The sequence below is a fragment of the Xenorhabdus sp. BG5 genome (genome assembly GCF_015163665.1).
In the GTDB taxonomy this organism is placed as follows: domain Bacteria; phylum Pseudomonadota; class Gammaproteobacteria; order Enterobacterales; family Enterobacteriaceae; genus Xenorhabdus.
In genome coordinates this window covers 28,674-53,545 of sequence record NZ_JADEUG010000027.1, presented here as the reverse complement: position 1 = coordinate 53,545, position 24,872 = coordinate 28,674, and the positions used below count along the sequence as shown (strand labels likewise).

General features: G+C 44.3%; 15 protein-coding genes and 3 tRNA genes. 7 read left to right on the top strand and 11 right to left on the bottom strand.

Annotated features, from left to right (window positions below; translation table 11 throughout):
• Nucleotides 1–330 precede the first annotated feature (330 nt).
• The 3 genes from rlmM to IQ209_RS13715 are packed head-to-tail and all read right to left on the bottom strand — an operon-like array spanning nucleotide 331 to nucleotide 2,782.
• Nucleotides 331–1,428 (bottom strand): 23S rRNA (cytidine(2498)-2'-O)-methyltransferase RlmM, encoded by a 1,098-nt coding sequence (gene rlmM / locus IQ209_RS13725; RefSeq protein ID WP_193851830.1) that lies wholly within the window; start codon nucleotides 1,426–1,428, stop codon nucleotides 331–333.
• Entirely contained in the window at nucleotides 1,421–1,816 is a 396-nt protein-coding gene (locus IQ209_RS13720; protein WP_193851829.1) for a DUF423 domain-containing protein, read from the bottom strand. The genes rlmM and IQ209_RS13720 overlap by 8 nt, the downstream gene beginning before the upstream one ends.
• A gap of 42 nt (nucleotides 1,817–1,858) precedes the next feature.
• Nucleotides 1,859–2,782: a transcriptional regulator GcvA gene (locus tag IQ209_RS13715; RefSeq protein WP_193851828.1), complete on the bottom strand. Its 924-nt coding sequence runs from the start codon at nucleotides 2,780–2,782 to the stop codon at nucleotides 1,859–1,861.
• A 421-nt stretch (nucleotides 2,783–3,203) separates the two neighbouring features.
• On the opposite strand from IQ209_RS13715, the gene csdA reads away from it, so the two are divergent.
• Complete coding sequence (csdA, locus tag IQ209_RS13710) at nucleotides 3,204–4,412, top strand: cysteine desulfurase CsdA (RefSeq protein WP_193851827.1); 1,209 nt, start codon at nucleotides 3,204–3,206, stop codon at nucleotides 4,410–4,412.
• 310 nt (nucleotides 4,413–4,722) lie between these two features.
• Here the strand turns inward: csdA and IQ209_RS13705 are convergent, their stop codons facing one another.
• Nucleotides 4,723–5,169, bottom strand: coding sequence for a VapA/VapB family virulence-associated protein (locus IQ209_RS13705; protein WP_193851826.1), 447 nt, complete (start codon nucleotides 5,167–5,169; stop codon nucleotides 4,723–4,725).
• A 542-nt stretch (nucleotides 5,170–5,711) separates the two neighbouring features.
• Between IQ209_RS13705 and csdE the strand changes: the two genes are divergently transcribed.
• Nucleotides 5,712–6,170 carry a cysteine desulfurase sulfur acceptor subunit CsdE gene (gene csdE, locus IQ209_RS13700; protein WP_193851825.1) on the top strand — a complete coding sequence of 153 codons (459 nt, stop codon included), beginning with the start codon at nucleotides 5,712–5,714 and terminating at the stop codon, nucleotides 6,168–6,170.
• Between the two features lie 6 nt (nucleotides 6,171–6,176).
• Here the strand turns inward: csdE and tcdA are convergent, their stop codons facing one another.
• Both tcdA and mltA read right to left on the bottom strand, forming a co-directional pair.
• The gene (gene tcdA, locus IQ209_RS13695; RefSeq protein ID WP_193851824.1) at nucleotides 6,177–6,989 is read right to left on the bottom strand and encodes a tRNA cyclic N6-threonylcarbamoyladenosine(37) synthase TcdA; all 813 of its coding nucleotides are present in this window, start codon (nucleotides 6,987–6,989) and stop codon (nucleotides 6,177–6,179) included.
• A gap of 74 nt (nucleotides 6,990–7,063) precedes the next feature.
• Nucleotides 7,064–8,161, bottom strand: a complete 1,098-nt coding sequence (gene mltA, locus IQ209_RS13690; RefSeq protein ID WP_193851823.1) for a murein transglycosylase A — start codon at nucleotides 8,159–8,161, stop codon at nucleotides 7,064–7,066.
• A 485-nt stretch (nucleotides 8,162–8,646) separates the two neighbouring features.
• Here mltA and IQ209_RS13685 point away from each other — a divergent pair.
• The 3 genes from IQ209_RS13685 (at nucleotide 8,647) to IQ209_RS13675 (ending at nucleotide 9,061) form a co-directional block, all read left to right on the top strand.
• Nucleotides 8,647–8,723, top strand: a tRNA-Met gene (locus IQ209_RS13685).
• Between the two features lie 116 nt (nucleotides 8,724–8,839).
• Nucleotides 8,840–8,916, top strand: a tRNA-Met gene (locus IQ209_RS13680).
• A gap of 68 nt (nucleotides 8,917–8,984) precedes the next feature.
• A tRNA-Met gene (locus IQ209_RS13675) sits at nucleotides 8,985–9,061 on the top strand.
• A 166-nt stretch (nucleotides 9,062–9,227) separates the two neighbouring features.
• Here the strand turns inward: IQ209_RS13675 and amiC are convergent.
• Nucleotides 9,228–10,475 carry an N-acetylmuramoyl-L-alanine amidase AmiC gene (amiC, locus tag IQ209_RS13670; RefSeq protein ID WP_193851822.1) on the bottom strand — a complete coding sequence of 416 codons (1,248 nt, stop codon included), beginning with the start codon at nucleotides 10,473–10,475 and terminating at the stop codon, nucleotides 9,228–9,230.
• A gap of 239 nt (nucleotides 10,476–10,714) precedes the next feature.
• Here amiC and argA point away from each other — a divergent pair, with 239 nt between their 5' ends.
• Complete coding sequence (gene argA, locus IQ209_RS13665; RefSeq protein ID WP_193851821.1) at nucleotides 10,715–12,049, top strand: amino-acid N-acetyltransferase; 1,335 nt, start codon at nucleotides 10,715–10,717, stop codon at nucleotides 12,047–12,049.
• 38 nt (nucleotides 12,050–12,087) lie between these two features.
• On the opposite strand, the gene recD is transcribed toward argA, so the two are convergent.
• Genes recD through recC form a run of 4 tightly spaced genes read right to left on the bottom strand, consistent with a single transcriptional unit; the run spans nucleotide 12,088 to nucleotide 23,975 of the window.
• Nucleotides 12,088–13,995, bottom strand: coding sequence for an exodeoxyribonuclease V subunit alpha (gene recD / locus IQ209_RS13660; protein ID WP_193851832.1), 1,908 nt, complete (start codon nucleotides 13,993–13,995; stop codon nucleotides 12,088–12,090).
• Nucleotides 13,996–14,000: 5 nt separating this feature from the next.
• Nucleotides 14,001–17,651 carry an exodeoxyribonuclease V subunit beta gene (gene recB / locus IQ209_RS13655; protein ID WP_193851820.1) on the bottom strand — a complete coding sequence of 1,217 codons (3,651 nt, stop codon included), beginning with the start codon at nucleotides 17,649–17,651 and terminating at the stop codon, nucleotides 14,001–14,003.
• On the bottom strand, nucleotides 17,648–20,533 hold the full coding sequence (gene ptrA / locus IQ209_RS13650) for a pitrilysin (protein ID WP_193851819.1): 2,886 nt from the start codon (nucleotides 20,531–20,533) through the stop codon (nucleotides 17,648–17,650). Before ptrA ends, recB begins: the two co-directional genes overlap by 4 nt.
• A gap of 19 nt (nucleotides 20,534–20,552) precedes the next feature.
• Nucleotides 20,553–23,975 (bottom strand): exodeoxyribonuclease V subunit gamma, encoded by a 3,423-nt coding sequence (gene recC / locus IQ209_RS13645; RefSeq protein ID WP_193851818.1) that lies wholly within the window; start codon nucleotides 23,973–23,975, stop codon nucleotides 20,553–20,555.
• A 544-nt stretch (nucleotides 23,976–24,519) separates the two neighbouring features.
• Between recC and IQ209_RS18785 the strand changes: the two genes are divergently transcribed.
• Entirely contained in the window at nucleotides 24,520–24,825 is a 306-nt protein-coding gene (locus tag IQ209_RS18785) for a hypothetical protein (RefSeq protein ID WP_193851817.1), read from the top strand.
• The last annotated feature ends 47 nt before the right edge of the window (nucleotides 24,826–24,872 follow it).

The window sequence follows — 24,872 nt, the reverse complement described above, 5'->3', positions numbered from 1 at the left end:
AATTATTAATTTCTCAATGAAATTTTTTTGATAATAAAAAAACAACATAATTTAGTCATAAATTATGTTGTTTTTATCTGCTAAAAATTGATCTTAAGAAAGAATTATCTCTTTACCTGTTTTTTCCTTACTTTTTTAAATATAGGTTGTTTTTTATTCAACTTGAAATTAATTCCACATCCCTGGATTTCAGATTGTGTATTTTGGATAAGGATAACTGAAATAGTTGAATTAAGTGGTATGACAACAGATAAATAGGATAATAAGATGGTAGATAGAATAAATAAGTGCTGCCAATCAAGGCAGCATACTTAACAGTAAAGGATTATATCAATAATCCCGATCAGTAGCATACAAAGACCAAATACGACGAATGTGTACAGTAATCTCTTCACGATCGTGATACAGGTGTTTCGCCTGAATCTGCGCATTCACACCATTCTCTTTCAATTGCTGTTCTATTTTTTGCAATAGATGAGCGACTTCCTCATAACGCTTTTTCATCGGCAACTTAAGATTGAATATCGCCTCACGGCACCAGCTTTTTACCAGCCAATCTGTTATCAGATGGGCAACTTTAGCGGGTTTTTCAACCATGTCACAAACCAGCCAGTAAATATTTTTCACTGATGGTTCAAATTTAAAACCATCCACACGATGATGCTTTACCTGGCCTGTTTCCATCAAACTATCAGCCATCGGGCCATTATCTACCGCATGAACCATCATACTGCGTTTTACGAGTTGGTAAGTCCATCCTCCCGGACAAGCACCGAGATCCACTGCATAAAGGCCACTACCCAGACGCTCTTCCCATTCGTCATAAGGAATAAATATATGAAAGGCTTCTTCCAGTTTCAGCGTTGAACGGCTTGGTGCATCCGAAGGGAATTTAAGGCGCGGAATGCCCATATAAAAACGGGAGTTATTATTACTGTAGGAATACCCGACATAGCAGCAGCCCGGAGCAATGAAAAAGACATGGATAACCGGACGACTATAATTTTCCTTTGCCAGCAGAAGTTTTTCCTGACGCATTGCATTACGCAGCGGAACAGTAAACTTACGGCAAAACTTCATCAATTCCTTGCTTTCATTGGTATCCGGTACCTCGACACGCAACTCACCTGCCCTCTCAATAACCCCGCTCAACATGCCAACAATCGGGGTAATGCGATCTTCCTGCGGCAAATCTTTCAGCAATTCTCCCACAACCAACATTTGACGAGCAAAAACCAATTCACCAAACGGTGTTTCACGGATCAGGCGATCCGCATCATCGGGCTGATAACACTCAAACAACACATATCCACTGTTCTCTTTCACACGGGCGAAACCGTAAATTTCTTTTTTACCCGCCTTATCGGTAATCTCTGCCGCACACTCTTTTTCAAAACCAGGGCGGCAATATAAAGCAACTTTATTCATGGCTAAGCGCCGATTTCCTTAGACGCAGAGCGCCAATTAATACACATAACCAACCAATGAGAAAACTGAACCCACCGATTGGTGTCAAATAAACCAAAAATTTTAGCGGTAAAAAGGCCAGACAATAAAGACTGCCACTAAACAGCACAATTCCCGCCGTAAAAAAAATCCCACTCCAACCAAACAGCGCTACAGGCTGGCGCATCAACAAAACAGCCAGAACCATCATGGCGAGTGTATGTAGCCCTTGATATTGCAGGCCGGTATGAATCCATTCCATCTGACGTGGTGTCAGGATAGGTGCCAACATATGCGCTCCCATCGCGCCCAATGCCACGTAGAAAAAACCACTGATCCCAACAAAAATAAGCATGGCTCGACTGCTCATCACAGGCTCCTGTTTCTGTTTGTCAGCTATTGGGTATAACTATTAAGTGTGTTGAGTAATAAATCCTAACCTTTCTTGCTCAGTTGCAGCCTGGGTTAGTATCCATTTGCGGAATGCCGCAATCTTACCCAATTCTGCCTGATTATCGTGACAAACCAAATAAAATGCATTCTTGCTAACCAAAACATCATTAAATGGGCAGACAAGACGCCCTGCATCAATTTCATTTTGTGCCATAACATTATTGGCTAGCGCAACACCTTGACCATGCACAGCAGCCTGAATCACCATCGCACTATGGCTGAATATTGGCCCCTGCTGGACATTAATTTGTTGCTGCATATCAAGCTGGCGAACATAGGCTTGCCAATCCCGGCGGGATGAATCATGCAACAAAGTATGCTTGGCAAGGTCTGCGGGCGTTTTCAATGGGCGATCACCCGTCAGCAGAGCAGGAGAACAGACAGGCAACAGATATTCGGGATAAAGACGATCTGTTCGCAACCCCGGCCAGTTGCCTCTGCCATAAAAGATCGCGACATCAACATCATCAGCCAGTTTATCTTCTTCCCGATCCACTGCCTGAATGCGAACATCAATCCCTGGAAAGCTCTGATTAAAACCTGAAAGCCGAGGTACTAACCACTGAATCGCAAAACTGGGGGATAAACTGACCGTTAACGCCCCCTTGGCACTACGAGCTTGAAGTTTGCGTGTTGCGTCATTGATAGCAGTAAAAATCTCCTTGATGTCGAGATAGTAACTCTGCCCCTCTTCCGTCAACAATAGCGAACGATTACGGCGACGAAAAAGCTTTAATCCCAGGAAATCTTCCAGACTCTTCATTTGATGGCTAACAGCGGCCTGAGTCACAAATAATTCTTCTGCCGCTTTAGTAAAACTTAAATGACGAGCCGCGGCATCAAAAACGCGTAACGCATTGAGTGGAGGTAAACGTTTAGACATGTTCGTTTCTTATGTGTTCTTTTCCTATGTAGTAGTGACGATACCGGTAACTCTTTTCATTCAGTTATTAGTTTTTATAATCCGAAGCATTATAATTTGTCCATTGATGATATACCAGCAAATCCCTATAGTGTGCGCACTTCCTAAGCCGGAACGAAAAGTCTCTTTGTAGCGATACATTGAAGCTTTTGGCTTTGTGGTTGTGATGTTGTGTTTGCAAGTTGTCTGGGAAACCAGGCTTTGTAGCATAAGCTACTGTTTTTTTTCACTTCCTGTACATTTACCCTGTCTGTCCATAGTGATTTTTTATTGCACCGCAGTTGCGGTGCTTTTTTTCCCTGCTTTCTCCTGTAGAATCCTTCTTCTCTTGGTTAAAGAAAAACTTATTCTTTATCACACAACGATTAAATTAGCAGCGTTTATGAAAGCCTTTGACTCAGAAAAATTCCGCCAGCAATTTCCTGCCCTGCAACAATCCACCACATTTCTGGACAGTGCCGCTACGGCATTAAAACCGGCATGTATGATTGAGGCGACCGGGCACTATTACCAAAACCACAGTGCAACAGTACACCGCAGTCAACATGCCACTGCACAGGCTATGACGGCTCGTTATGAACAGGCTCGTTCACTGGTGGCGGAATTAATCAATGCGCCATTGCCTGAAAATATTATCTGGACAAAAGGCACCACTGAGTCCATCAATCTGGTTGCCCAAAGTTACTTTCGCCCTCGCCTGAGTATCGGTGATGAAATCATTGTCAGCGAGCAGGAACACCACGCTAACTTGTTACCGTGGCTGATTCTGGCAGAACAAACCGGCGCCAAAATCGTTAGATGGCCGATTGGCAATCGATGCCAACCAGAAATCGATACCCTGGCAGAACTCTTGAATGAAAAAAGCCGCTTAGTTGCCATCAGCCAGATGTCTAACGTTACCGGCGCCGCAGTGGATTTGGCACAAGTTACCGCACTCGTCCATCAATATGATTGCCGTGTTCTGGTCGATGGTGCTCAGGGTATCGTTCACGCACCGATCAATGTACAACAACTGGATATCGACTTTTATGCCTTCTCTGCACATAAACTGTATGGCCCAAATGGATTGGGTGTGTTGTATGGCAAAAATGAATGGTTGAATGCGATGTCACCGTGGCATGGTGGCGGAAAAATGCTAACTCAAGTCTCGTTCGATGGTTTCACACCGGAAGCCGTACCTTATCGTTTTGAAGCGGGAACACCCAATGTTGCCGGTGTGGTCGGGTTTGCAACGACGCTGGAATGGTTGAAAACGCTTGATATCCAGCTCGCAGAATCCCATGCGATTGCCCTCACGGATTACACCGAACAGCAACTCAGTACGTTGGCGGGATTTAACAGTTACCGTGTGGCGGGTTCCAGCCTGCTAGCTTTCAATATTGCCGGAATACACCACAGTGATTTAGCAACACTGATTGCCGAACAAAATATCTCTCTGCGTTCAGGCCAACACTGTGCTCAGCCATTGCTGAATGCCCTTGGGATCAGCGGCTGTCTGCGCGCTTCGTTCATGCCCTATAATAACCAACAAGATGCAGATAGATTGATAAGTAGCGTAAAGCTGGCGCTAGCGTTGTTGATGGATGATTAATATTGTCTTGTTATTAATTATACCTCATATAAAAACCTATCAAATATATTTTGGTGGGTTTTCAGCTTAATGGCGGATCACTATCAAACTTTAAAACCCCCTTTTGCCGATCAATATTTAATTAAATTATTTTGAGTTTATAAATTTGGTTAATATAATAAATACGACATCATTAATCTAGAAATAAAGTAAAATCTGTACTCCTTTAAATAATCCATAGTAATAGTCCTTGCTGTATAAAACATTACACAGCAAGGACATAGCTTCTATTAATCATGTGGGCTTAACTTAAATTATAGATAATAACGAATTAACTCCATGAACCTTTTCCACCACCAACGCCTACTATAGTGGAAATAGCGGCGCTTTGGAAATGACCAAGCAGATGACTGTGTGAATCAAAGAAAAGTAAACTAAAGTATGCGAGCGTTGCATTAAACTCGAAACTTACCGTATCAGAATAAAGTTTACCTAAATCGTCTGTATAAATATAGCCTTCCATCCAGGCAAAACCAGCAGAAGTCAGCCCACCCGCCTTCCCGCTAAAAGACTTTTTATCAATATCTGTTTCCAGGCTAAACAGCAGGAAAAAAACGATGCTTTGTACATCACCTGTAGCGAAATACTTATCGTTCCTTGGAGAAGCTATTTTTTTTACGGCCTCACCGATAATATCGGGTTCCAATTTACCCTTTGCATCTCGTTTAAAATCTTCAATGATTTTAAATTTTATTTTATTGTGTTCTACTTCGTTCATAATATTATCCTCTTTTATATTCCATAAAGTGGAGAAAAAACAACAGATAAAATATATGATTTTATTATTTTATTTAATAACTTATAATAATAGGACTTCCTATATGTTAGCGTTATTCATGATGATAAAATACATCTATGTAACTATATAGTATGGGGAGTTATTTATCATAGGCCAAATAATATTTTATTATATTTATAATATTCTTATATATAATGATAATAGATGAGTTTTTCCATTGGGAAATATTTATAAAAATCAATAAATAATATCTATTAAAAATAGGAAAATATCCAAATAAACTCTCAAAATATGGTCATGCTCCCAATTTATTGATCATGAAGGATATTAAGATAATGCCTAATAACTTTGTCCAGCATTGTGCTAACGCAACTGTCTGAGGGCGTTGAGTTTCCTGATCCTGATGGGTTATTTTTCGCCCAATCAGCACAAATAACTTTAGCTTAAAAATATAACTGCTATGATCCTGAAACCTCACTCAGAGGAAATCAGCAACAAGCCCACTGTAAGATAAATAACCCATGACACAACTCTCAGACACTATCCTGGCTCCGCATCCATTCGGAACAGAAATTACGCAACAGCAACTTATTGAAAACTTCCAGCAATGCAAATTGTGGGAAGATCGTTATCGGCAGCTCATCGGCCTAGCCAGAAAACTGCCTCCTTTAGCGGATGAACTAAAACAGCAAAATATCGAAAGATCCGGCTGTGAAAATCGCGTCTGGTTGGGGTATCAACCACTTGCAGACGGCCGATTGCATTTTTATGGCGATAGCGAAGGCCGTATCGTCAAAGGGTTATTGGCAATCCTGCTGACTGCCGTAGAAGGCAAAACCCCAGAGCAGGTTGTGCAAATACCTTTGGCCGAGCTATTCCAACAACTCGGCCTGGAACAACAACTCAGTGGCTCAAGGCTCAATGGTGTGAAATCCCTGATAAATGCCCTTCAGGAAATAGCGAGCACTTACATTCATTAGGTTCGTTTAAAGCGCATTTTCCCGTTCAGCTTTCGCCACCATCTTTTTCAATGCGTGGGATACCGCAACAAAACCAAAAGTCGCCGTAACCATCGTTGCGGCACCAAAACCAGAAGCACAATCCATTCGCTTGGAACCCTCCGCAGTGCTTTTGGCAGCGCAAACTGTACCGTCAGATTGCGGATAAACTAACTGTTCCGTTGAAAAAACGCAGTCAATACCTAACTTACCCTTGCCATTTTTCACTACACGGTAATCCGACTTCAAGCGCTCCTTCAATTTCGCCGCTAATGGATCTTGCACCGTTTTTGCTAAATCCACCACCTGGATCTGGGTAGGATCAAGTTGCCCACCCGCTCCGCCCGTCGTCACCAGCGGGATCTTATAGCGGCGGCAATAAGCCAGTAACGCCGCTTTTGGCCGAACGCTATCAATGGCATCGATAACATAACTAAACGCTGTGGACATCAATTCAGCCACATTATCAGGGGTGACAAAATCATCAATGCAAGTGACCCGACACTCAGGATTAATCGCTCGTATCCGCTGTGCGATGACTTCCGTCTTTGGCAAGCCCACATTCTGTACCAACGTGTGCAACTGGCGATTGGTATTGGTGATGCAAACATCATCCATATCAATCAACGTAATAGCACCAATACCGGTGCGCGCCAGCGCTTCTGCCGCCCATGAACCCACGCCGCCAATTCCTACAACACAGATATGAGAGCGGGCAAATAATGAAAGCGCTTTCTGGCCATATAACCGCGCCGTGCCAGCGAAACGCTGAAGATAAGTATCAGAGAGAGAAACTTGCATTGCTAAATAAATCCTGCATAAAACCCACCTCTATTGAGGTAGGTTGTCGATTGATCGTTTAAACTGGGGAGATCTTACTGGTTTGCCGCTAAAAAACCAGATGATGCTTTCTTCAATACCCAAACACGGCCATAGTGATTATAAAAACCCGCCATTTCACCCGCTTTTTCCCCAACACCGTGATAAATATCGAAATGGTTCCCTTTGATGGCACCACCAACATCCAGCGCTACCATCAGGCGCATCCGATACTGGCCGGTAAATTTGCCCTTTTCATCCAGCACAGGCACTTCCGCCAGCAAAGCTGTTCCGGGAGGGATTAATGATTTATCAGATGCTACCGACGCTTTTGCAATAAGAGGCACGGCACTGGCTCCCCTCACAAGCGTATAGGATTCAGGCTTAAAGAAAACGAATGAAGGATTCTGCTCCAACACTTCTCTCACTTCGGCTTCACTATGCTGTTCTCCCCATTGACGGATAGCTTTCATCGACATTTTTTCGCTCGGTACTTCTCCACGGTCGATCAGTACCTTGCCAATACTGCGATAGGGATGTCCATTCTTTCCCCCATAACCAAAAAAGGTCAACGGACGCCCATCGCCAAAATCGACATAGCCACTCCCCTGAACTTCCATCATAAAATTATCCATCAGGGAGTTACTGTACCCGATAATAAATTTCTTGCTCAGTGCGCCTCTGTATATCTCAGCACGACTTGGCAAGCGGGAACGTGAGTAAGCAGGCATACGATACAGTGGATATTTAAACTCGCCTTGCTGAGTATGCCGTGCTTGCAAAACAGGTGTGTAATAGCCGGTAAACTTCACGTTGCCGTATTTATCTTCACCTTCCATCTGATAAGCCAGTAAACCAAATTCATTTAAATCACGAGTATCACCACCAGACAGCATCCAGTGCTCAATTGCATTAAATAATGCACGGTTATTGTCATACAGACGAGGAGAAGATTTGCTGATATATTCAACTTGAGTAACAAAATCCTTGGCATTAACCGGAGAACCTTCGGCATTAGGGATATTAACCAACTGAAGGTTTTGGGTAATTCGTCCATCTTTATACTGCTGCGCCTGATCAGTGGGTCGAAAATGGCATCCCGATAATAACGAAATGAAAAATCCAAATAAAAGATATTTGCCCCAAATTCTCATATTACTGCCTTATCTTTAGCCATCACTTATTCAGATCACGAACAATATCAAACAGTAATAAATAATGAAATGGAGTTAACCCAAATTCTGTTTAAACCATCACGGGAAGATTGTCTTCTAAATAGAAAACTTTCAGTGATGGTTTTTTCCATTAAGGTGGCAAGCAATCAAACCGTCTAAAACGGTAGGACAAGATCGCGAATAGCTTGCCTCATTGTTTTGTCCTTGATGTTGTCCTTGGTGGTACAGAAGGTTGGAACAAGATGGGAAAATCGTTGTAGTGATATTTCCAAAGGTGTTCCAGATAGAAACCGGTTCCAGAATTCGGGTTAGTTAGATAAAACAGCTTACCGTTTTAGCCAAATCAATCGAGCAAAAACAAAACAATCAGGCTGCTTTTAAAGCAAAAAACAAACAAATTTAATAAAAATCAATAAAAAAACTTGCAACCGTGTCGTTCCAGAGTATAGTGTGCCGACATCGGACGCGGGGTGGAGCAGCTTGGTAGCTCGTCGGGCTCATAACCCGAAGGTCGTCGGTTCAAATCCGGCCCCCGCAACCAATTCGATTGCATGTTGCATCGATTTGCTCTGGTAGCAAAGACAATCTGGCAGTAAAAAATATCATCATTTAGTATTTGCATTCATGGTTACTCATCAAGATTTGCAGATAGACGGACGCGGGGTGGAGCAGCTTGGTAGCTCGTCGGGCTCATAACCCGAAGGTCGTCGGTTCAAATCCGGCCCCCGCAACCAACGCTATATGATGTTATTACTCAGTGTTTGCATTCATGGTTTCTAATCAAAATTTGCAGACAGACGGACGCGGGGTGGAGCAGCCTGGTAGCTCGTCGGGCTCATAACCCGAAGGTCGTCGGTTCAAATCCGGCCCCCGCAACCAAATATTTCTTTTTCATTTTTTCCCTTCAATTTTCATCTGATTCTTATTTTCTATTCTATTACCTGATTTTCACTGATGTTTAAATTAATATTTAAATCCGGTTTAAACATGAATATAAAGTAAATAACCATCATTGCATCATAAGCAATAAGCTTTAGCGGATATTTCACCGCCGTGCCAATTCAGCCCCATTCTTGAAATACGCCTTAATGCCAGCAAAAATAGATTCTGCCACTTGTTGCTGGAATTTCGCCGTCTTAAGTTTGCGTTCTTCTTCCAGATTACTGATAAATGCAGTTTCTACCAAAATGGAAGGGATATCTGGCGCTTTCAACACTGCAAATCCCGCCTGATCGACGCTATTTTTATGCAGTTTATTGATTTTTCCCACCCGTTTGAGCACTTCGTTACCAAATTTCAAACTATCATTAATCGTTGCGGTTTGAACCAAATCCAACATGGTATGATCCAAATATTTATCACCACTTTTACTGACGCCACCAATTAAGTCTGCCTCGTTCTGAGTTTGGGCGAGAAAACGGGCCGTATTGCTGGTAGCGCCCTTAGTTGACAGCGCAAACACGGATGATCCCCGTGCAGAACGATTTGTAAAGGCATCCGCATGAATAGAAACAAAGAGATCAGCCCGCATCTTACGAGCTTTTGCCACCCTCACCGTCAAGGGAATAAACACATCTTCATTTCGCGTCATGTAAACTTTCATGCCCGGCTCACGTTTGATGAGCGCCCGTAAACGACGGGCAATTTGCAACACGACATCTTTTTCACGGGTTTTATATTTCCCAATCGCCCCAGAATCTTCACCACCATGACCAGGATCGAGCATAATCACAATCGGCCTGTCTTTGCCTGCCTTGCCGGGTTTGCGTGTCTGTGCAGGTAAATGCTGTTCTAAATTCCCACTGTTGTACTCTTCAAGCAGAGCCAATAAAGGATCATTAGCCACATCAACCGCCTTTTTGGGATACAGATCGAGCACCAGACGATGTTTAAACTTTGCAATTGGTGGCAATGTGAAAATATGTGGGGAAACGGGTTGTTTGATTTCAAAGACTAAACGCACCGTTTTAGGATTAAATTGCCCTGCCCGCACTAATTTTAAGTAAGGATCACGCCGCTGAACCTGTGCCCCCATGCGGCTCAAAATACTGTTAAGCTGGATACCCTGTAAATCAATGACAATACGATTAGGGTTTGCAAGCGAAAATTGGCGATACTTAAGTGGAATATTAGACTCCAGCGTTACTCTGGTATAACTTGATGCAGGCCAAATACGCACAGCAATAACTTTTGAAGTCGCTGCATAACCTATTGGGCTGATGCTTAATAACCATACAGCGGCTGCGCCTTTCAGCAGGCGACGACGTGAAGTATTATGGTCTGAATGACTCATTGTTTATTCCGCTTAAAAACAACCAAACGCAGTAATCTTTACCAAACATAATAGTTAGGCAGGAACTCTAATTAATTAGTAAACGTCTGTCATCAAAAACCGTATTTTCTGATCCTCTCATTTATTTATACCAATATAAATAATAACGTTATTTTTATCCATATTTCCCCTTGCCATTTCCCTTCAAAAGGAATAAAAATACAAAAAATACGAATAAAAATTCAATCAGAGAGGGTTTCATGAACGAACGCAGTACCGAATTGGTTGAAGTCTTACGTCACTCGGTTCCGTATATCAATGCACATCGAGGTAAAACCTTTGTCATTATGCTGGGAGGTGAAGCCATCGCCCATGAGAATTTTTCTAATATCGTCAACGATATTGGATTACTGCATAATCTGGGCATTCGTTTAATCGTTGTTTATGGCGCCCGTCCACAAATCGAACAGAATATTGCCGAACACCATTGCCAATCGGTTTACCACAAACACACCAGAGTAACCGATGCCAAAACACTGGATTTGGTCAAACAGGCAGCAGGCTTATTACAGCTAGAAATTACAGCACGCCTTTCCATGGGATTAAATAATACCCCATTACAAGGCGCTAATATTAGTGTCGTCAGCGGAAACTTCGTTATCGCCCAACCGTTGGGAATCGATGACGGCATCGATTATTGCCATAGTGGCAGAGTCCGTCGTATTGACGAGAAAGCAATCAACCAGCAACTGGATAATGGTGCTATTGTGCTGATTGGGCCAGTTGCCGTTTCCGTTACAGGAGAAAGTTTCAACCTCACTTCCGAAGAAATTGCAACACAACTGGCAATCAAATTAAAAGCAGAAAAATTAATTGGATTTTGCTCATCTCAGGGCGCACTTGACGCTAACGGCAACACTGTATCAGAGATGTTTCTTAATGAAGGAGAAACTCACCTGCACAAATTAGAAAACGCGGGTGACTATCATTCAGGCACCGTGCGTTTCTTAAGGAGAGCGATTAAGGCTTGCCGCCGTGGTGTTCGCCGCAGCCATTTGATCAGTTACCAAGAAAATGGCTCATTGGTTCAGGAATTATTTTCCCGCGAAGGTATCGGCACTCAAATTGTTATGGAACGTTCCGAACAGATACGCCGCGCCAATATTAATGATATTGGTGGCATTCTTGAGCTTATTCGCCCATTGGAGCAACAAGGTATTTTGGTACGCCGTTCACGTGAACAATTGGAAATGGAAATTGATAACTTCACCCTGATTGAACTCGATAATATCACTATCGCTTGTGCTGCCCTATATTCCTATCCCAATGAAAAACTTGGGGAAATGGCCTGTGTTGCCGTACATCCAGACTATCGAAACTCTTCCAGAGGTGAAATTCTGCTAGATGCCATTTCCAGTCAGGCGAAACAAAAAGGGTTGGAAAAACTTTTCGTACTCACAACCCGTAGTATTCACTGGTTTCAGGAAAAAGGCTTTAAGCCCGCAGAAATAGATATGTTGCCTGTGGAAAAACAAGCGCTGTATAACTATCAGCGCCGTTCCAAAATCTTGCTGCTGGATTTACAGGCTTGCTGACGTCAGACTAACCCAATGATCCTTAACCATAGCGCTTTCTATTGCGGGTTGAACCAATCTGCCAACCCGCTCCGCCGCTGTGTTGCTGTAGCTACCGCTCTATCCAAAACGGGCTTATTGGCATAAATCGTCAATTTTTCCCTCGCCCGCGTCAGGGCGGTATACACTAATTCCCGACTGACTATGGGTGAATGTTGGGTCGGCAACACCAAAGCCGTATGCTCAAATTCAGATCCTTGAGATTTATGCACTGTCATCACATAAGCCGTTTCATGTTGGGGCAACCGACTTGGCTGAAATCCTTTAATCTGCCCATCAGACAACTGAAAATAGGCTTTCAACTCATTATCCTGATTTTTAAGCATAATCCCGATATCTCCGTTAAACAGCCCAAGCGTGCTGTCATTACGCAATATCATGATAGGGCGCCCGACATAACCACGGCTCTCCACATTTTTAGGGAGGGTAATGACGCCTTTCCTGTGCAGTAATTGCTCCACTCGTTGGTTCAACCCCGTCACACCAAAAGGACCTTCCCTTAACGCGCACAACAATCGAAAACGGTTAAACGCCGCCAAAATCGCTTCTTCCGCTATCCGTTCATTTGCCATGGCTAAATATTGAGAATAACTCGCCGCGGTTTCCGTCAACAGACGCTGATAATCTTCATCCGCTGCAAGTGGGTAAAAATCAACATCGGGAAAAGATTGATCCAGCACTGCCGTGACGCCTCTGCGATCCCCTTGATTCACAGCTGATGCTAATCGCCCAATGCCGGAAGCCAAGTTGAAGCGATAACTTTTGCGTAGCAAACACAGGCTATCCCGCACGGCAGGCATATTTTTATCGGAATGTAAGGTGGAATAAGAGGTTAACTGACATCCCGTCAGTCGCGCCAATTGCTCAACCCGCTTGGCGCTATAACCTTGTTCAGCAAAACGGCAAATATCGCCCAATACCGCTCCAGCTTCAACCGATGCAAGCTGGTCTTTATCCCCTAAGAAAATCACTTTCGCCCGCGGCGGCAAAGCATCAACCAAGTGAGCCATCATCGGTAAATCCACCATTGAAGCTTCATCAATGATCAAAATATCAAGGGACAGCGGATTATCACGCCCATAACGCAGTTTCTGGCTATCGGGTTGCGCGCCCAGTAAACGATGGAGAGTTTGCGCCTGTTCTGGAATGCTATACCACTGGTCTGGCGTCAAATCGAGTTTCTTGACCGCTTCCCTCAGCGATTCAGTTAATCTGGCCGCTGCCTTGCCGGTTGGCGCAGCCAATTGAATACTTAATTTTTTCCCTTCATGCAACTTGATCAAGGCGGCCAGCAACTTAGCGACTGTCGTGGTTTTGCCGGTTCCTGGCCCACCAGAGATCACCGAAATACGGCTCGTTACCGCCACGGCTGCGGCAACCTTCTGCCAATCAATTTCCCCTTCAACAGTGACACCAAAAAGCGCATCTAAAATGCGACGTAACTGGAGTTCATCAAGCGCCGTTTGATCGTGGGAAGGTTGAGCAAAAGTGTCGGTCAACTCCACAGCAGCAAAAAAATCTGCAACCCGCCGTTCACTTTGCCACATACGTTGTAAATACAGGCGGTAATCACGCTTTTTTTGACAGGAAAGGATCATCGGTGCCGGCGTTTCCCCCATACTGACCGCCGGACATGTCTGCAAGACAGCCAGAATTTGCTGTTGATCAGGTTCGCCGGCCAAAGACCAAAGCGATGCAGCCAACTCCGGCTGCCTGCCTTCAAAAAAATATTTTGGCGAAATCCGCTCCAGTGGCAAACAGACATGCCCCGCGCCTGATTCAGCACTTAACAAGGCCGTAATCAACAGTAGTAGCGGGTTTTCATTTTCAATCATCGCATAAGCAAACTGCACATCCAAAGGACGTAGCAGCTTCTGGTTCACCGCCTGTTGCAAGAATGACATCATGAAATTCATACGCTTTGTTCCTCACCAACAGCACTGAAAAGCGTATCCAGTTCGTCAATAAATTCAAAGGGAGGCAAGTAGGAGTAAATACCATGTCCTGGATTATCTTTATCAATACCCCGCAGAAATAGATAGATCACGCCACCAAAATGGCGGCGATAATCATAATGAGCTAACCGATGACGCAAATAACGGTGCAGCGCTAAGGTATAAAGCTGATACTGGAAATCGTAACGGTGCTCTATCATCGACCTTGCCATCGCTTCTTGTGTATACGACTGGCTATTCTCACCTAACCAGTTTGATTTGTAATCCACGACGTAAAACTTATCTTGCCAGCAAAAAACCAAATCAATAAAACCTCTTAACATGCCTTTGACTTGATGAAAGGATAACGGAGCACATTGCGCAGACAGCGGATCATAACGACGGGTTAGTGCATCCATTTCCTTTGCATGTAATAACTTATCTACTGGCAGGTAAAACTGCATTTCACTTTGCTGGTGATGACGGGGTACATCGGCAAGTTTCATTCCCTGCTCATTGAGTTCTGCGCCCAAAATATCCTCTGTCCACTGTTCCAATACCGGTGCCCAGTTTTCATCAAATCCTGATGCTGTCAGTTTTTCCACCAACCACATCTGATCCGGGGGATTGCCGAAATCCAGATCTTCTAAAATACTGTGCAGGAATGTGCCCGCAGACGCCCCACGTGGAAAAGTATGCGGAGTCATCTGTAACGATTGTTCTTCCTGCTTTTCACCACTCGCTTCAATATCCAGCTTAGGCGAAATGGATTGCACAATCACATCAACTGATTCCCCAAGTGCACCCGCATAAGTGGAAGAAGTGGCATGGGAAGCGGAATATTGTAACCCCGAATAACTCGTTACCCGCCAATCATCCCGAACAGGACGTTGCAATTTTTTGGCTTCCAGCGACAGCGTATTTTCACTTTGTGGGCACCATGGCAAGTCAGTGGTATCTCCCACTTGCCTTACCTCAATGCCGTTATCGCAAAGCTCATTCAAACTGTTAATCAAAAGTTCTGCATCACCTTTCTGTCCCTTTTGCAGCAAGTACCCAAGGGCAGATAAATGCAAATCAGTATCGCCTGCTTTCCCTCTATTTCCTTTAATCAGCGGGGCTACCCCGACGCTACAGTGATAAACCGAACGTGTTAATGCAACGTAGAGCAAGCGTAAATCCTCAGCCAGGCGTTCTTCATCAGCCAGCTCCAACGCTTCTTTCAACGCTTCATCATCATGAGAAATATTAAGATGAGTCTCAAAGTTATGGCGATCATGATAAACCGCCTGCTTCTGCTTTCTGTAACCACAAACAAAAGGCAAGCAAACCAACGGATATTCCAAGCCCTTAGATTTATGTATGGTACAGATCTGCACCAGATGCCGATCACTCTCCAGTCGCAGTTGCTGATTTTCTGATTGCGGATTTGGGCGTGAAATCTGTTGTGCCAGCCAGCGGGCAACGGCATGTTCGCTATCTAACTGTTGAGATTCCTCCTGCAACAGCTCACCAATGTGCATAACATCGGTAAGCCGGCGTTCACCGTCATCACCTGCCAGCAGATTTTCTGCTATCCGGTATTTCACCATGACTGCCCGCAACATGGGTAATACGCCACGAGTACGCCATAAACGGGCATAGCCATCAAATTCATCAACCAGACGATCCCACGCCCTTTCGTCATTATTCAACTGGTCAATTTGTTGTGCACTTAAGCCAAATAGACTACTGGCTAATGCACTTCTCAATTCGCGTACTTTTTCAGGTGCCAATACTGCCTGTAATAACCACAGCAAATCTTTCGCTTCCGGGGTATCAAACACACTTTCTCGATTGGAAAGATAAACCGACGGTATCTTCAATGCGTTCAATTCATTACGGATCAATGCTGCTTCTCGGCGATCACGCACCAACACGGTAATATCTGCCGCCATCACTGGTCGGCTTGCTTCTGTTGGTTGATTTTTTGCCTGATATAAAAGCGCTTTCCCTTCTTGCCCAGCCTGCAACCAATCCCGTATTTGAGCAGCACATTGTCGGGCCATGGTTTGCTCATATTCCCCTTTGGAAACACCATCACCCGACTGTAACCAAAATCGTAAAGCAGTTTGATCTTCACCATACAAGGAAAATCTCAAACCCTGATTTTTCTCTGCGGCATTAACGTCAATAAAAGGGATTTGTGCAAACAAAAATGGGCGCTCTGGGCGAGAAAACAGTGTATTGACAGCCTGCACCATTGGTGCAGAAGAACGCCAGTTCGTTTCCAGCGTGTAACGGGCCTTAACGTGAGAACGCGCACGAATGTAAGTAAAAATATCTGCCCCACGAAACGCATAAATCGCTTGTTTGGGATCGCCAATAAACAATAAGCCAGTTTCGTTTTCAGCCCGTTCATTTTCTGCTTGATGGCAATATATGGCCTGAAAAATGCGATATTGTTGTGGATCGGTATCCTGAAATTCATCAATCATTGCAACGGGATAACGCTGCCGAATGGTTGCTGCAAGCTGTTCTCCTCCTGCTCGTTGCAAGGCACTGTCCAGACGGGTCAGCAAATCATCAAAACCCATGTAACCACGGTTAAGTTTCTCCTGATTAACCGATTGGCGAACTTCAACAATTGCTTTGGAGAGAAGGATATCTTTCAACGTCAATGGGTGCTGATATAAACCCTCAATGGCTGCAAACAACGCATGTTGAGGAGCTTCCCCTTTTTTCGTTTTTTCTAACAAGCGTGACTGACAAAATTTATCCAACTCTTTGGGCAACAGGTAATCTTCGGTGAGTGATTTAGCCCACTCAGAAACACTATTCAGCCAGTTAGGTAAATGTTTTTTGCTGTAACTGCGCTTATCAACACCTGAATGAGTAATCAGCTCCTCTAACCCAGAAGCGGCGCTATTCCACTGGTGCTTTATCGCCTCAATCTGCTCAATGATTTTCTGATGACGGCTAAACAGCGTTTCATCACCATCAGGGGCATTGACAATATAAGGCATGTCTCCGTGCAAGTAGTCTGAAATATCTTTCAATAATGCTTCCGGCCCATGCCATATCCGGCTGATTTCCGCAGCAATGGGCAATGGCAGGGGATAGCAGTGACGGCGCCAAAAATCAGCGCAGCCTTGTTTACGTAACGGGTTTTCATCCTGAATTAAGGTTTGATCAAACAGGACACCAGACTCAAACGCATTGTGGACCAACATGCGCTGGCAAAAGCCGTGGATGGTATAAATCGCCGCCTCATCCATCTGGCGTTCAGCAGCTAATAACCAGCTGGCCGCGATTTCCCTATCAGGAATTTCAGCCAGTAGTTGCTGATAGATAGGATCGCTAGCCGCTGTTTCTTGCCGTATACAAGCCAAACGGAGCTGGTGGATGTTTTCGCGGATACGTCCACGCAATTCATCCGTCGCTGCTTGCGTAAAAGTCACAACCAGAATCTCTTCGACATTCAGCGGGCGGGAAAAGGCAGCAGAGCCGCCTAATCCCAGTAATAGCCGGAGATACAACAAGCCTATCGTGTAAGTCTTTCCCGTTCCTGCTGACGCTTCGATCAGCCGCTGACCATACAGCGGCAGTGTTAACGGGTTAAGCTTATGAGAGGGTATTTCTTTGCTCACTGAGCATTCACCTTAACCGGTAATTGTTTCTGGAAATCTGACACATAGTCGTAAGTTTTCCAGCCTTTCAGCTCGGCATATTGATGAGCCATCCCTTTTTTCCCAGTAATTTGGGAAACCAGCGCCAATCCCTGACGTTTAAGCACGGCTTTTTCATAAAACGCAATCACCTGCGCTTTAGTGGCTTTCTCCATCGCTGCGATGATTTTCTCACGGGTATCAAATTTGAAATTATTGCGCCCAAAATCGGCATCAAAGCGAGCCACTTCTGAATAGAAAGTCTGTGGCGGCCCACGCATTTCTGTTAGCTGCGATTTTTTATACTGTTCAAATTCAGCATCAGACATCGCTTTCAGTTTTTTATCAGCCTGTTGATAAAAGCTTTGGTAGCGTTGATGCAGGTAATCCGGTTGCTTGCTGTTACTTTGCAGCAAGAAACCCAATCCCCACTGTTTACCTATATTTCCGTTGAAAGCAAAAACGGCATAACCAAGCTGTTCTTTCGTCCTCAATTGATCATAGAACCACGGCGACAAAATGCTACTCAGCAAATTGGAATAAACCGATCCCTGGATACGGTCATACCCTGTTGGAATAAAGATTTCTTCCAGAGCGTTATCCGTGCTGCTCGCCGTTCCATTGAAATTAACCGCATAATTACGATCAATAACAATGCGCTTGCCAGTCCACCATACCGTTCCCTGATTAGCGAGCTGCTTCTGTGCTGACTGAATGATGTTAATACTCTGCTGTTCAGTGAAATTACCGAAGACCAAAGCCTGTAGTGCCGAGTGTTGGATCATGCTCTGACGGTAGTTGACAATATCGTCAACGGTGATGGTATCCAGCACTTTTAATTTTTCTGCCTGTTCAAAGTAAGGCACACCAGAGAGACGGGAAATGGGTTGCATCGCCATTTGAAAAGCTTTGCCATTATTGGCGACTTCCATTTGTTCCCGATACCGCGATTTCGCCTGATCCAGTTCTTCTTGAGTCGGTGTAAACGAAATATATTGATCAATTGCTGAAGTTAACAACGCTGGTAAGTGCTGTGTATAACCATTGACGCCGATTTTCAAACCATCAACATAACCTGTATAAACGCCCATTCCCCCAACCGATGCCTGGTAACTCAGTTGATCAAGTGCAAGCCCAGACAAATAGTTCAATAAGGTATCTGAAACCTGATCTTTGATGTTTTGTAATCCATTTGGATTGCGCATCTCCAGTGCAATACTGCCTTTAGGTTCATCGGCAAAATATTGGCTCGGCATATACAGCAAGCGAACATTTGGCTTTTCCAAAATCATGTTAGGGTGTTCTTGGCTACCCGATGTTTTAACCAGGGATAAATCATCAGGAATATAAGGATTCAACTCAGGTAAAGAGAATAAGTCTCCTTGTTCGAGCTTTTTCCATTCCACCCGCTGTCTTGGCGTAATTTTATTGACTTGATACGGAGCCTGCACAAAGTAAGCTTCTTTATTATGTGGCTCTGTTGGGCTGATAAACCAGATACGCGCATTTTCCGGCGTTAATTCGTCCAGACGACTCGCTATTGCTTTTGGATTGAACTCATCTGCAACATAACCCGCATCCAGCACACGGGATATAGGTAATACCAGCATGGCATCAGACAGCCCTTCAATATAGTCCATATTGCGTAAAATGGACGCATACTGGAAAGACAAATTCAGGACCTTAGCCATTTCATCGAAATAGCTCTTGTTGATCCCCTGTTGTTTTAGCAGGTTAATGTAAGAAAAGATGGCTGCGATAACTTGATCACGCTGTTCAAGGCCCTTATCCGTTAGCGAAACATAAATATTAAACGTCCCGGAATTACCATCAGTTTTGGGATTCGCCCCAGCATCGATACTTTCGATTAATCCCTGCTTTTGTAACCAATCAGACAAGGTATTTTGGCTACGATTGCCAATCAAATACCCGACATAAGCGTCCGTCTTGCTGCGAAAATCTGCGCTGTTGTCAGCAATGCTAAACTCCAGTCGCAACGCTTTGTAAGGTTGTGCAGGCACATAATGGATAATGGTGCCTTTTTCTTTATCTGTGATTGCCGGTACGGTAATGGCAGGCACGGAAGCATGTCGGTTCGGAATACGGCCAAAGGTTTCTGTCGCAATCTGAGCCAATTTGTCGATGGATTGATTGCCGTATACTACCCCTTTCATCAGATTAGCGGAGTAATAGCGTTGGTAAAAATCAATCAGGGCCGTCTGTAATTTGCTGTCGGGTTTGTCTTTGAGCGTCTCTAAATTTCCACCCGCAAAGCGGGCATTGGGGTGAGCTGGATTGATGGTCTCAGAACGGATTTGCCATAAACGATGCCCTTCACCCGCACGAGCGATGGTCATTTCATTATCAACGGCATGGCGTTCACGATCCGCATTAACTGGCTCCAGCAAAGGTTCAGCCAGTGCATCCGCAAGACGATCAACCGCTTCTGTTAAGGCGTCATTTTCAACTTCCAGATAGAATGCAGTACGGTTGGCATTGGTACTGGCGTTACGGTTTCCCCCATGTTTTTGCAAGAATTCAGCAAATCCGCCGGGTTGCGGGTAACGCCTTGAGCCCATCAATACCATGTGCTCAAGATAGTGGGCGAGACCAAGCTGATTATCTGGATTTTCCATATGGCCAACCGGAAGAGAGACGGCAGCCAATGATTTAATCGCTTTTTCATCAGAAACCAGCAGAACGGTCATGCCATTTTGCAATTTAATCGCTTTATATTGACGAAGATCGCGATCACTTTTGTGGATCGTATCTGGCAATGGCTGCCAGGGCGATTGTGCATATACAGTAGCGCCAAAAAATAGCAGAAAGAGCACCGTCATGATGCGGATAAGACATTTAGGCATAACCTAATATTCTCCCTAATTATTTAAATAATGATCCATTGGAATAGCGTGCCATCGGCAGTAAATAGCGCTGAGTTTCACGCTTCATTCGCTCCAAAAGTGATTGATCAACTCGCCGGAAAGCCCTTTGTACGTAGTGATCAGCGCTTTCCCCTTTTCTGTCATGTGTTCCCAGCCAGTGTTCCATTAATTTATTTTCAGCACTTTGTTGAGTCTCTTCGCTAAAATCGATTTCACCCGTTTCCTTATCAAAACAGTCAACTAGCCATGCCCAACCGCTTCGGCAAAACAAAGGAAGAGGTTCAGACATACCTTGAAAATAACCCTCTATCATCTGGTTCAAATAGTGTTTCGCCTCCTCCTGTTTTAACGCTAAGAAGCGATATTCTGACACCTTTTTATCTTCCTTCTCTTTTTTGTCCTTTTTACCTGTTCCATATATGCGGCTTTCACTACTTCCACCTGAAAGACAATAGGCAAGGTGTTCAATCCATAATTGGATACCATCATTGGCCGTTAAGTTCGCTGGTCGCCAACGTAAAATTCCATCCGGCTGTACCTGACTGATTCTGCCAGTCAACACTACCGTGTCTAATGGCTCATATAGGTCAATAGAAGAAGAGGTCATTCTCTCTTCACGCACCCTGGCGGCCAAAGGCTGCATGGATTCCAGTTGCTCCATCCAATAAACTTCACCAAAGGAGCCATAGGGCAGCCCTCCCGACGCACGAAGATGATGAAACAGAGATTCAGGTGCTCCCTGTTCAATCAGGATGCTTAACAGTAGTTGGTTAAATTGGTAACGTTGCAGGTTATCCAGCACAAAAGGTTCTTCTTCAGGTAACTCCATCTCTTCAATGACAAAATGTACCTTCAACCTTTGCTGAAAAAATGCACGGATAGGGTGTCGATAAAAGCGGATCAACTCATCTAATGCAATTTCTTTTACCCCACTGCGATCAAACGCAATCGGCTGGCAAAAATCAGTTGCTGAAATCCCCTGTTGTGTTGCGGCTGGCAACCATTCTGTAGCATAACTTTGTAAGTGATGATTAGGTAAGAAATTTTCTGTCGCAAAAGGCACACGGGTATGCTGTGACAGCAGATATTTTCTGACATTTTTGGCGCTGTCATCAACATTCAACATTTCATCGCCGGATAAGCAAAAACTTTGACAAATATAATCCAGTAATTCGTTGATCAATACAGAGGGATTGCACTCAGTATCATCGCGAATCGATTTGCCAATATAGCTAATATAAAGAAATTGTTCAGCCGAAACCAATGCTTCCAGAAAGAGATAACGGTCATCGTCGCGCCGTTTCCTATCCCCTCGCTGAGTCTTTTCTGCCATCAGATCAAACCCAAGTGGCGGGATAGTACGTGGATAAACCCCATCATTCATTCCCAACAAACAAACAACCTTAAAAGGAATGGAGCGCATAGGCATCAGAGTACAAAAATTGAGTGCTCCGGCGAGGAAACGCTGGCTGATCTTTTCATCATCAAAACGAAGCACCAGCTCATCGCGCAGCAGCACCAAAGGGATGCTTTCGTCATAATGTGCATTCAGGCCATTATCAACGACTTTTTGCCATTGCTGTGTAATAAGCGCCAAAACCAGTTCAACTTCATCATCCACTGCAAAAAAAGTGTCCAGCAGTTGCGGGCATATAACCAACCAATCCGTCAATCGCTGTTCTTCGCTCAAAATTTTACGCCAGCGATTCAGTGCCATTAAAAACTCAGCTAATTGCCCTGCCAGTTCGGCTGCAAGACCACTGGATTCATCATAAGGCAAAACATCATTCCACGGCCCGGCATGGCTATCCATCGCATAACCCAACAGCATACGCGTCAAACCAAAGCGCCAGGTATTCTGCCCTGTGGCAGGCAACGATAATGCTTCAATATTGTCATCATCCAACCCCCAGCAAATTCCCGATTCTTTTACCCAACGCCGCAATAAACGCAACCCTTCTTCCTGAATCGAGAATTTGTTAGCTAAAGCAGGGACTTCCAAGAATGCCAACACCTGTTCTGCTGTAAACCGACTCTGCGGCAAATCCAGCAAGGTAATAAATGCCTGCAAGACAGGATGCGCCTGACTAACTTTACGGTCAGAGATGGCAAAGGGGATATAACGATCATCGGGTGCATTACCAAAAACAGCCTGAATATAGGGGGCATAGTTATCAATATCTGCCATCATCACAATGATGTCCCTCGGTGTCAGTGAAGGATCATCATCCAATAAATGCAGGATTTGATCCTGCAATACTTCGACTTCCCTTTGCGGGCTATGGCATGAATGGAAAGTCAGTGAGCGATCAGCGCCATCAAATGGGCGCTTTTTCAGGCTGTTTTTGAAGGAATTTTCGGTAGAACCAATCTGGGCATGATCTTCAAGATTAAGGATATCTTGTTGAATTTGGTGCAAGACAGAATCTGGTTCTGATTCAACAAAGGCATGAATATCGGAATCTGGCTCCAATTGTGACAACAGGTAGAGGTTATCCCTGCCCAATTTTCCCCAAGATGCCAGCAATGGATTATTCAACTCCTGTTCCCCTTCGGCATTAAACAGCGATGGCACCTCTTCGGGATTTTTGAATCTTTCCAGCAATTGTCTGCTTTTATAATGTCTTGGCTTACGGCTAGTTAACCTGGCAAGAAAAGCGTAACTCTGGATATCACCCCAATAATATTGGCATGGATTCGTGAACATAAGATGAATATCAATATGTTTACCCAATACCTTTAATACTTGCAGGTAAGCGGGAGGCAATACAGATATGCCGCAGATAAAAATACGCGAGGGAAGAGCCCCTAATGGAAAACTCCCTTCTTCTAACGTCGAGATAAATCGTTGGTATAAATTGGCGCGGTGCCACAAAGGTTGTTGTAGCTGGCGGGTATAAGCTGTCAACTCAAACCATAGCCTTTTTTGCCATAACTGGTTACTACCCAAGCCATCAATTAATTGACCCTCTTCCCAGCTTTCCAACCACTGGGGGCGATAAACCAGATATTGGTCAAACAGATCGGCAATTCGGCCAGCCAACTGGTGAATTTTGCGTTTATCAATATCTTGGTCAAGATAATGCCTAAGCGCTGAAAACTCCGGCTCTGTCAACAAATCGGGTAGTAAGGTCATTAACTTCCACTTCATGGCATCCTTACTGAAAGCGCTGTCTTTGGGAACATCAGGCAACACTTGGGTAAACATCTGCCAGATAAAAGTTGCAGGCAGTGGGAATTCCATGTTCGCAGCAATTCCCAGTTTTTCTGCCAACTGAATTTGCAACCACTGTGACATCCCTGGGCTTTGAACCAAAATCACTTCTTTGCCAAATGGGTCAGAAAGGGGATCTTCCCCGATCAATATCGCCATCAATTCCTTGAGAATATCGAGCTGATTCGAATGATAAACGCTAAACATCAATGCTCCCACTGGAATAGAAACAACTAATTAAAACATCCAAGAATAACTCTCTCTGTAAACTATCCGTTATTTTGTCACGCCTCCGTTTCAAACAATATCGTGTTTTTCACTACTGCGATTTGAGATATCAGCAGTGGTTAATCAGCTCACTTCAAGCGTAATAATAGCAACTGGAAAATATTTTTCATCTGACAGGCTGTTCCCTTAAAGAGGGTTGGTGACTTTGCGGGTATCGTGCGTTATTCAAAGTTATCCTGACAGGCAAGGGAGCATGTTCGTAGAAAAAGATATTAACGTCAGACAGGAGGGAGCTAAACCGTTAACGATTCCTGTCAGCCTGATTTTTGCCTGAATTACCGTGCATATTCCGATAATCCCCCTATATCCCGCCAAAACCAGTCAAAAATTGGATTTAATTCGTTAATTAATTTGATGGATTAATGTGTAGAATAAATGTGCTTTACTGTTCAATTACGCATTTGATCTCGCTGATATTCAGCATAATACCGAACTCCAATGGATAAATCATAAGTTAAATTCAATGAAGCACGTCGATGAATTACGTTTTACCTGCCGTATCGCGGGTGTGCCGGAAGACACCTTTGCAGTCGGCGACTTCACTTTGCAAGAACAACTCTCTGAACTGTTTACCCTCAATCTGACGCTGGTCAGGGCTGGTAACGCGACCCCCTTTAAGCCGCAAGCGGAGATTGATTTGGCTTCGCTGCTGATGCAGGAAGCGGTGTTGCAGGTTTTTTATGGTGAAACAGATGTGGCACCATTGCCAATGGTGGAGTTTCCGGCTAAACCGCCATGTGCGCTTCTCGCACAGCAGGAAGAAGAATGATGGAACCGACCGATTGGAAAACCTAGCTGTCCCATCAGGACAGAGGC

What these genes read in the sequence shown, in the direction of transcription:
- rlmM (WP_193851830.1), bottom strand. Translation starts at nt 1,428, where the DNA reads ATGAATAAAGTTGCTTTATATTGCCGCCCTGGTTTTGAAAAAGAGTGT.
- IQ209_RS13720 (WP_193851829.1), bottom strand. Translation starts at nt 1,816, where the DNA reads ATGAGCAGTCGAGCCATGCTTATTTTTGTTGGGATCAGTGGTTTTTTC.
- IQ209_RS13715 (WP_193851828.1), bottom strand. Translation starts at nt 2,782, where the DNA reads ATGTCTAAACGTTTACCTCCACTCAATGCGTTACGCGTTTTTGATGCC.
- csdA (WP_193851827.1), top strand. Translation starts at nt 3,204, where the DNA reads ATGAAAGCCTTTGACTCAGAAAAATTCCGCCAGCAATTTCCTGCCCTG.
- IQ209_RS13705 (WP_193851826.1), bottom strand. Translation starts at nt 5,169, where the DNA reads ATGAACGAAGTAGAACACAATAAAATAAAATTTAAAATCATTGAAGAT.
- csdE (WP_193851825.1), top strand. Translation starts at nt 5,712, where the DNA reads ATGACACAACTCTCAGACACTATCCTGGCTCCGCATCCATTCGGAACA.
- tcdA (WP_193851824.1), bottom strand. Translation starts at nt 6,989, where the DNA reads ATGCAAGTTTCTCTCTCTGATACTTATCTTCAGCGTTTCGCTGGCACG.
- mltA (WP_193851823.1), bottom strand. Translation starts at nt 8,161, where the DNA reads ATGAGAATTTGGGGCAAATATCTTTTATTTGGATTTTTCATTTCGTTA.
- amiC (WP_193851822.1), bottom strand. Translation starts at nt 10,475, where the DNA reads ATGAGTCATTCAGACCATAATACTTCACGTCGTCGCCTGCTGAAAGGC.
- argA (WP_193851821.1), top strand. Translation starts at nt 10,715, where the DNA reads ATGAACGAACGCAGTACCGAATTGGTTGAAGTCTTACGTCACTCGGTT.
- recD (WP_193851832.1), bottom strand. Translation starts at nt 13,995, where the DNA reads ATGATGTCATTCTTGCAACAGGCGGTGAACCAGAAGCTGCTACGTCCT.
- ptrA (WP_193851819.1), bottom strand. Translation starts at nt 20,533, where the DNA reads ATGCCTAAATGTCTTATCCGCATCATGACGGTGCTCTTTCTGCTATTT.
- recC (WP_193851818.1), bottom strand. Translation starts at nt 23,975, where the DNA reads ATGTTTAGCGTTTATCATTCGAATCAGCTCGATATTCTCAAGGAATTG.
- IQ209_RS18785 (WP_193851817.1), top strand. Translation starts at nt 24,520, where the DNA reads ATGAAGCACGTCGATGAATTACGTTTTACCTGCCGTATCGCGGGTGTG.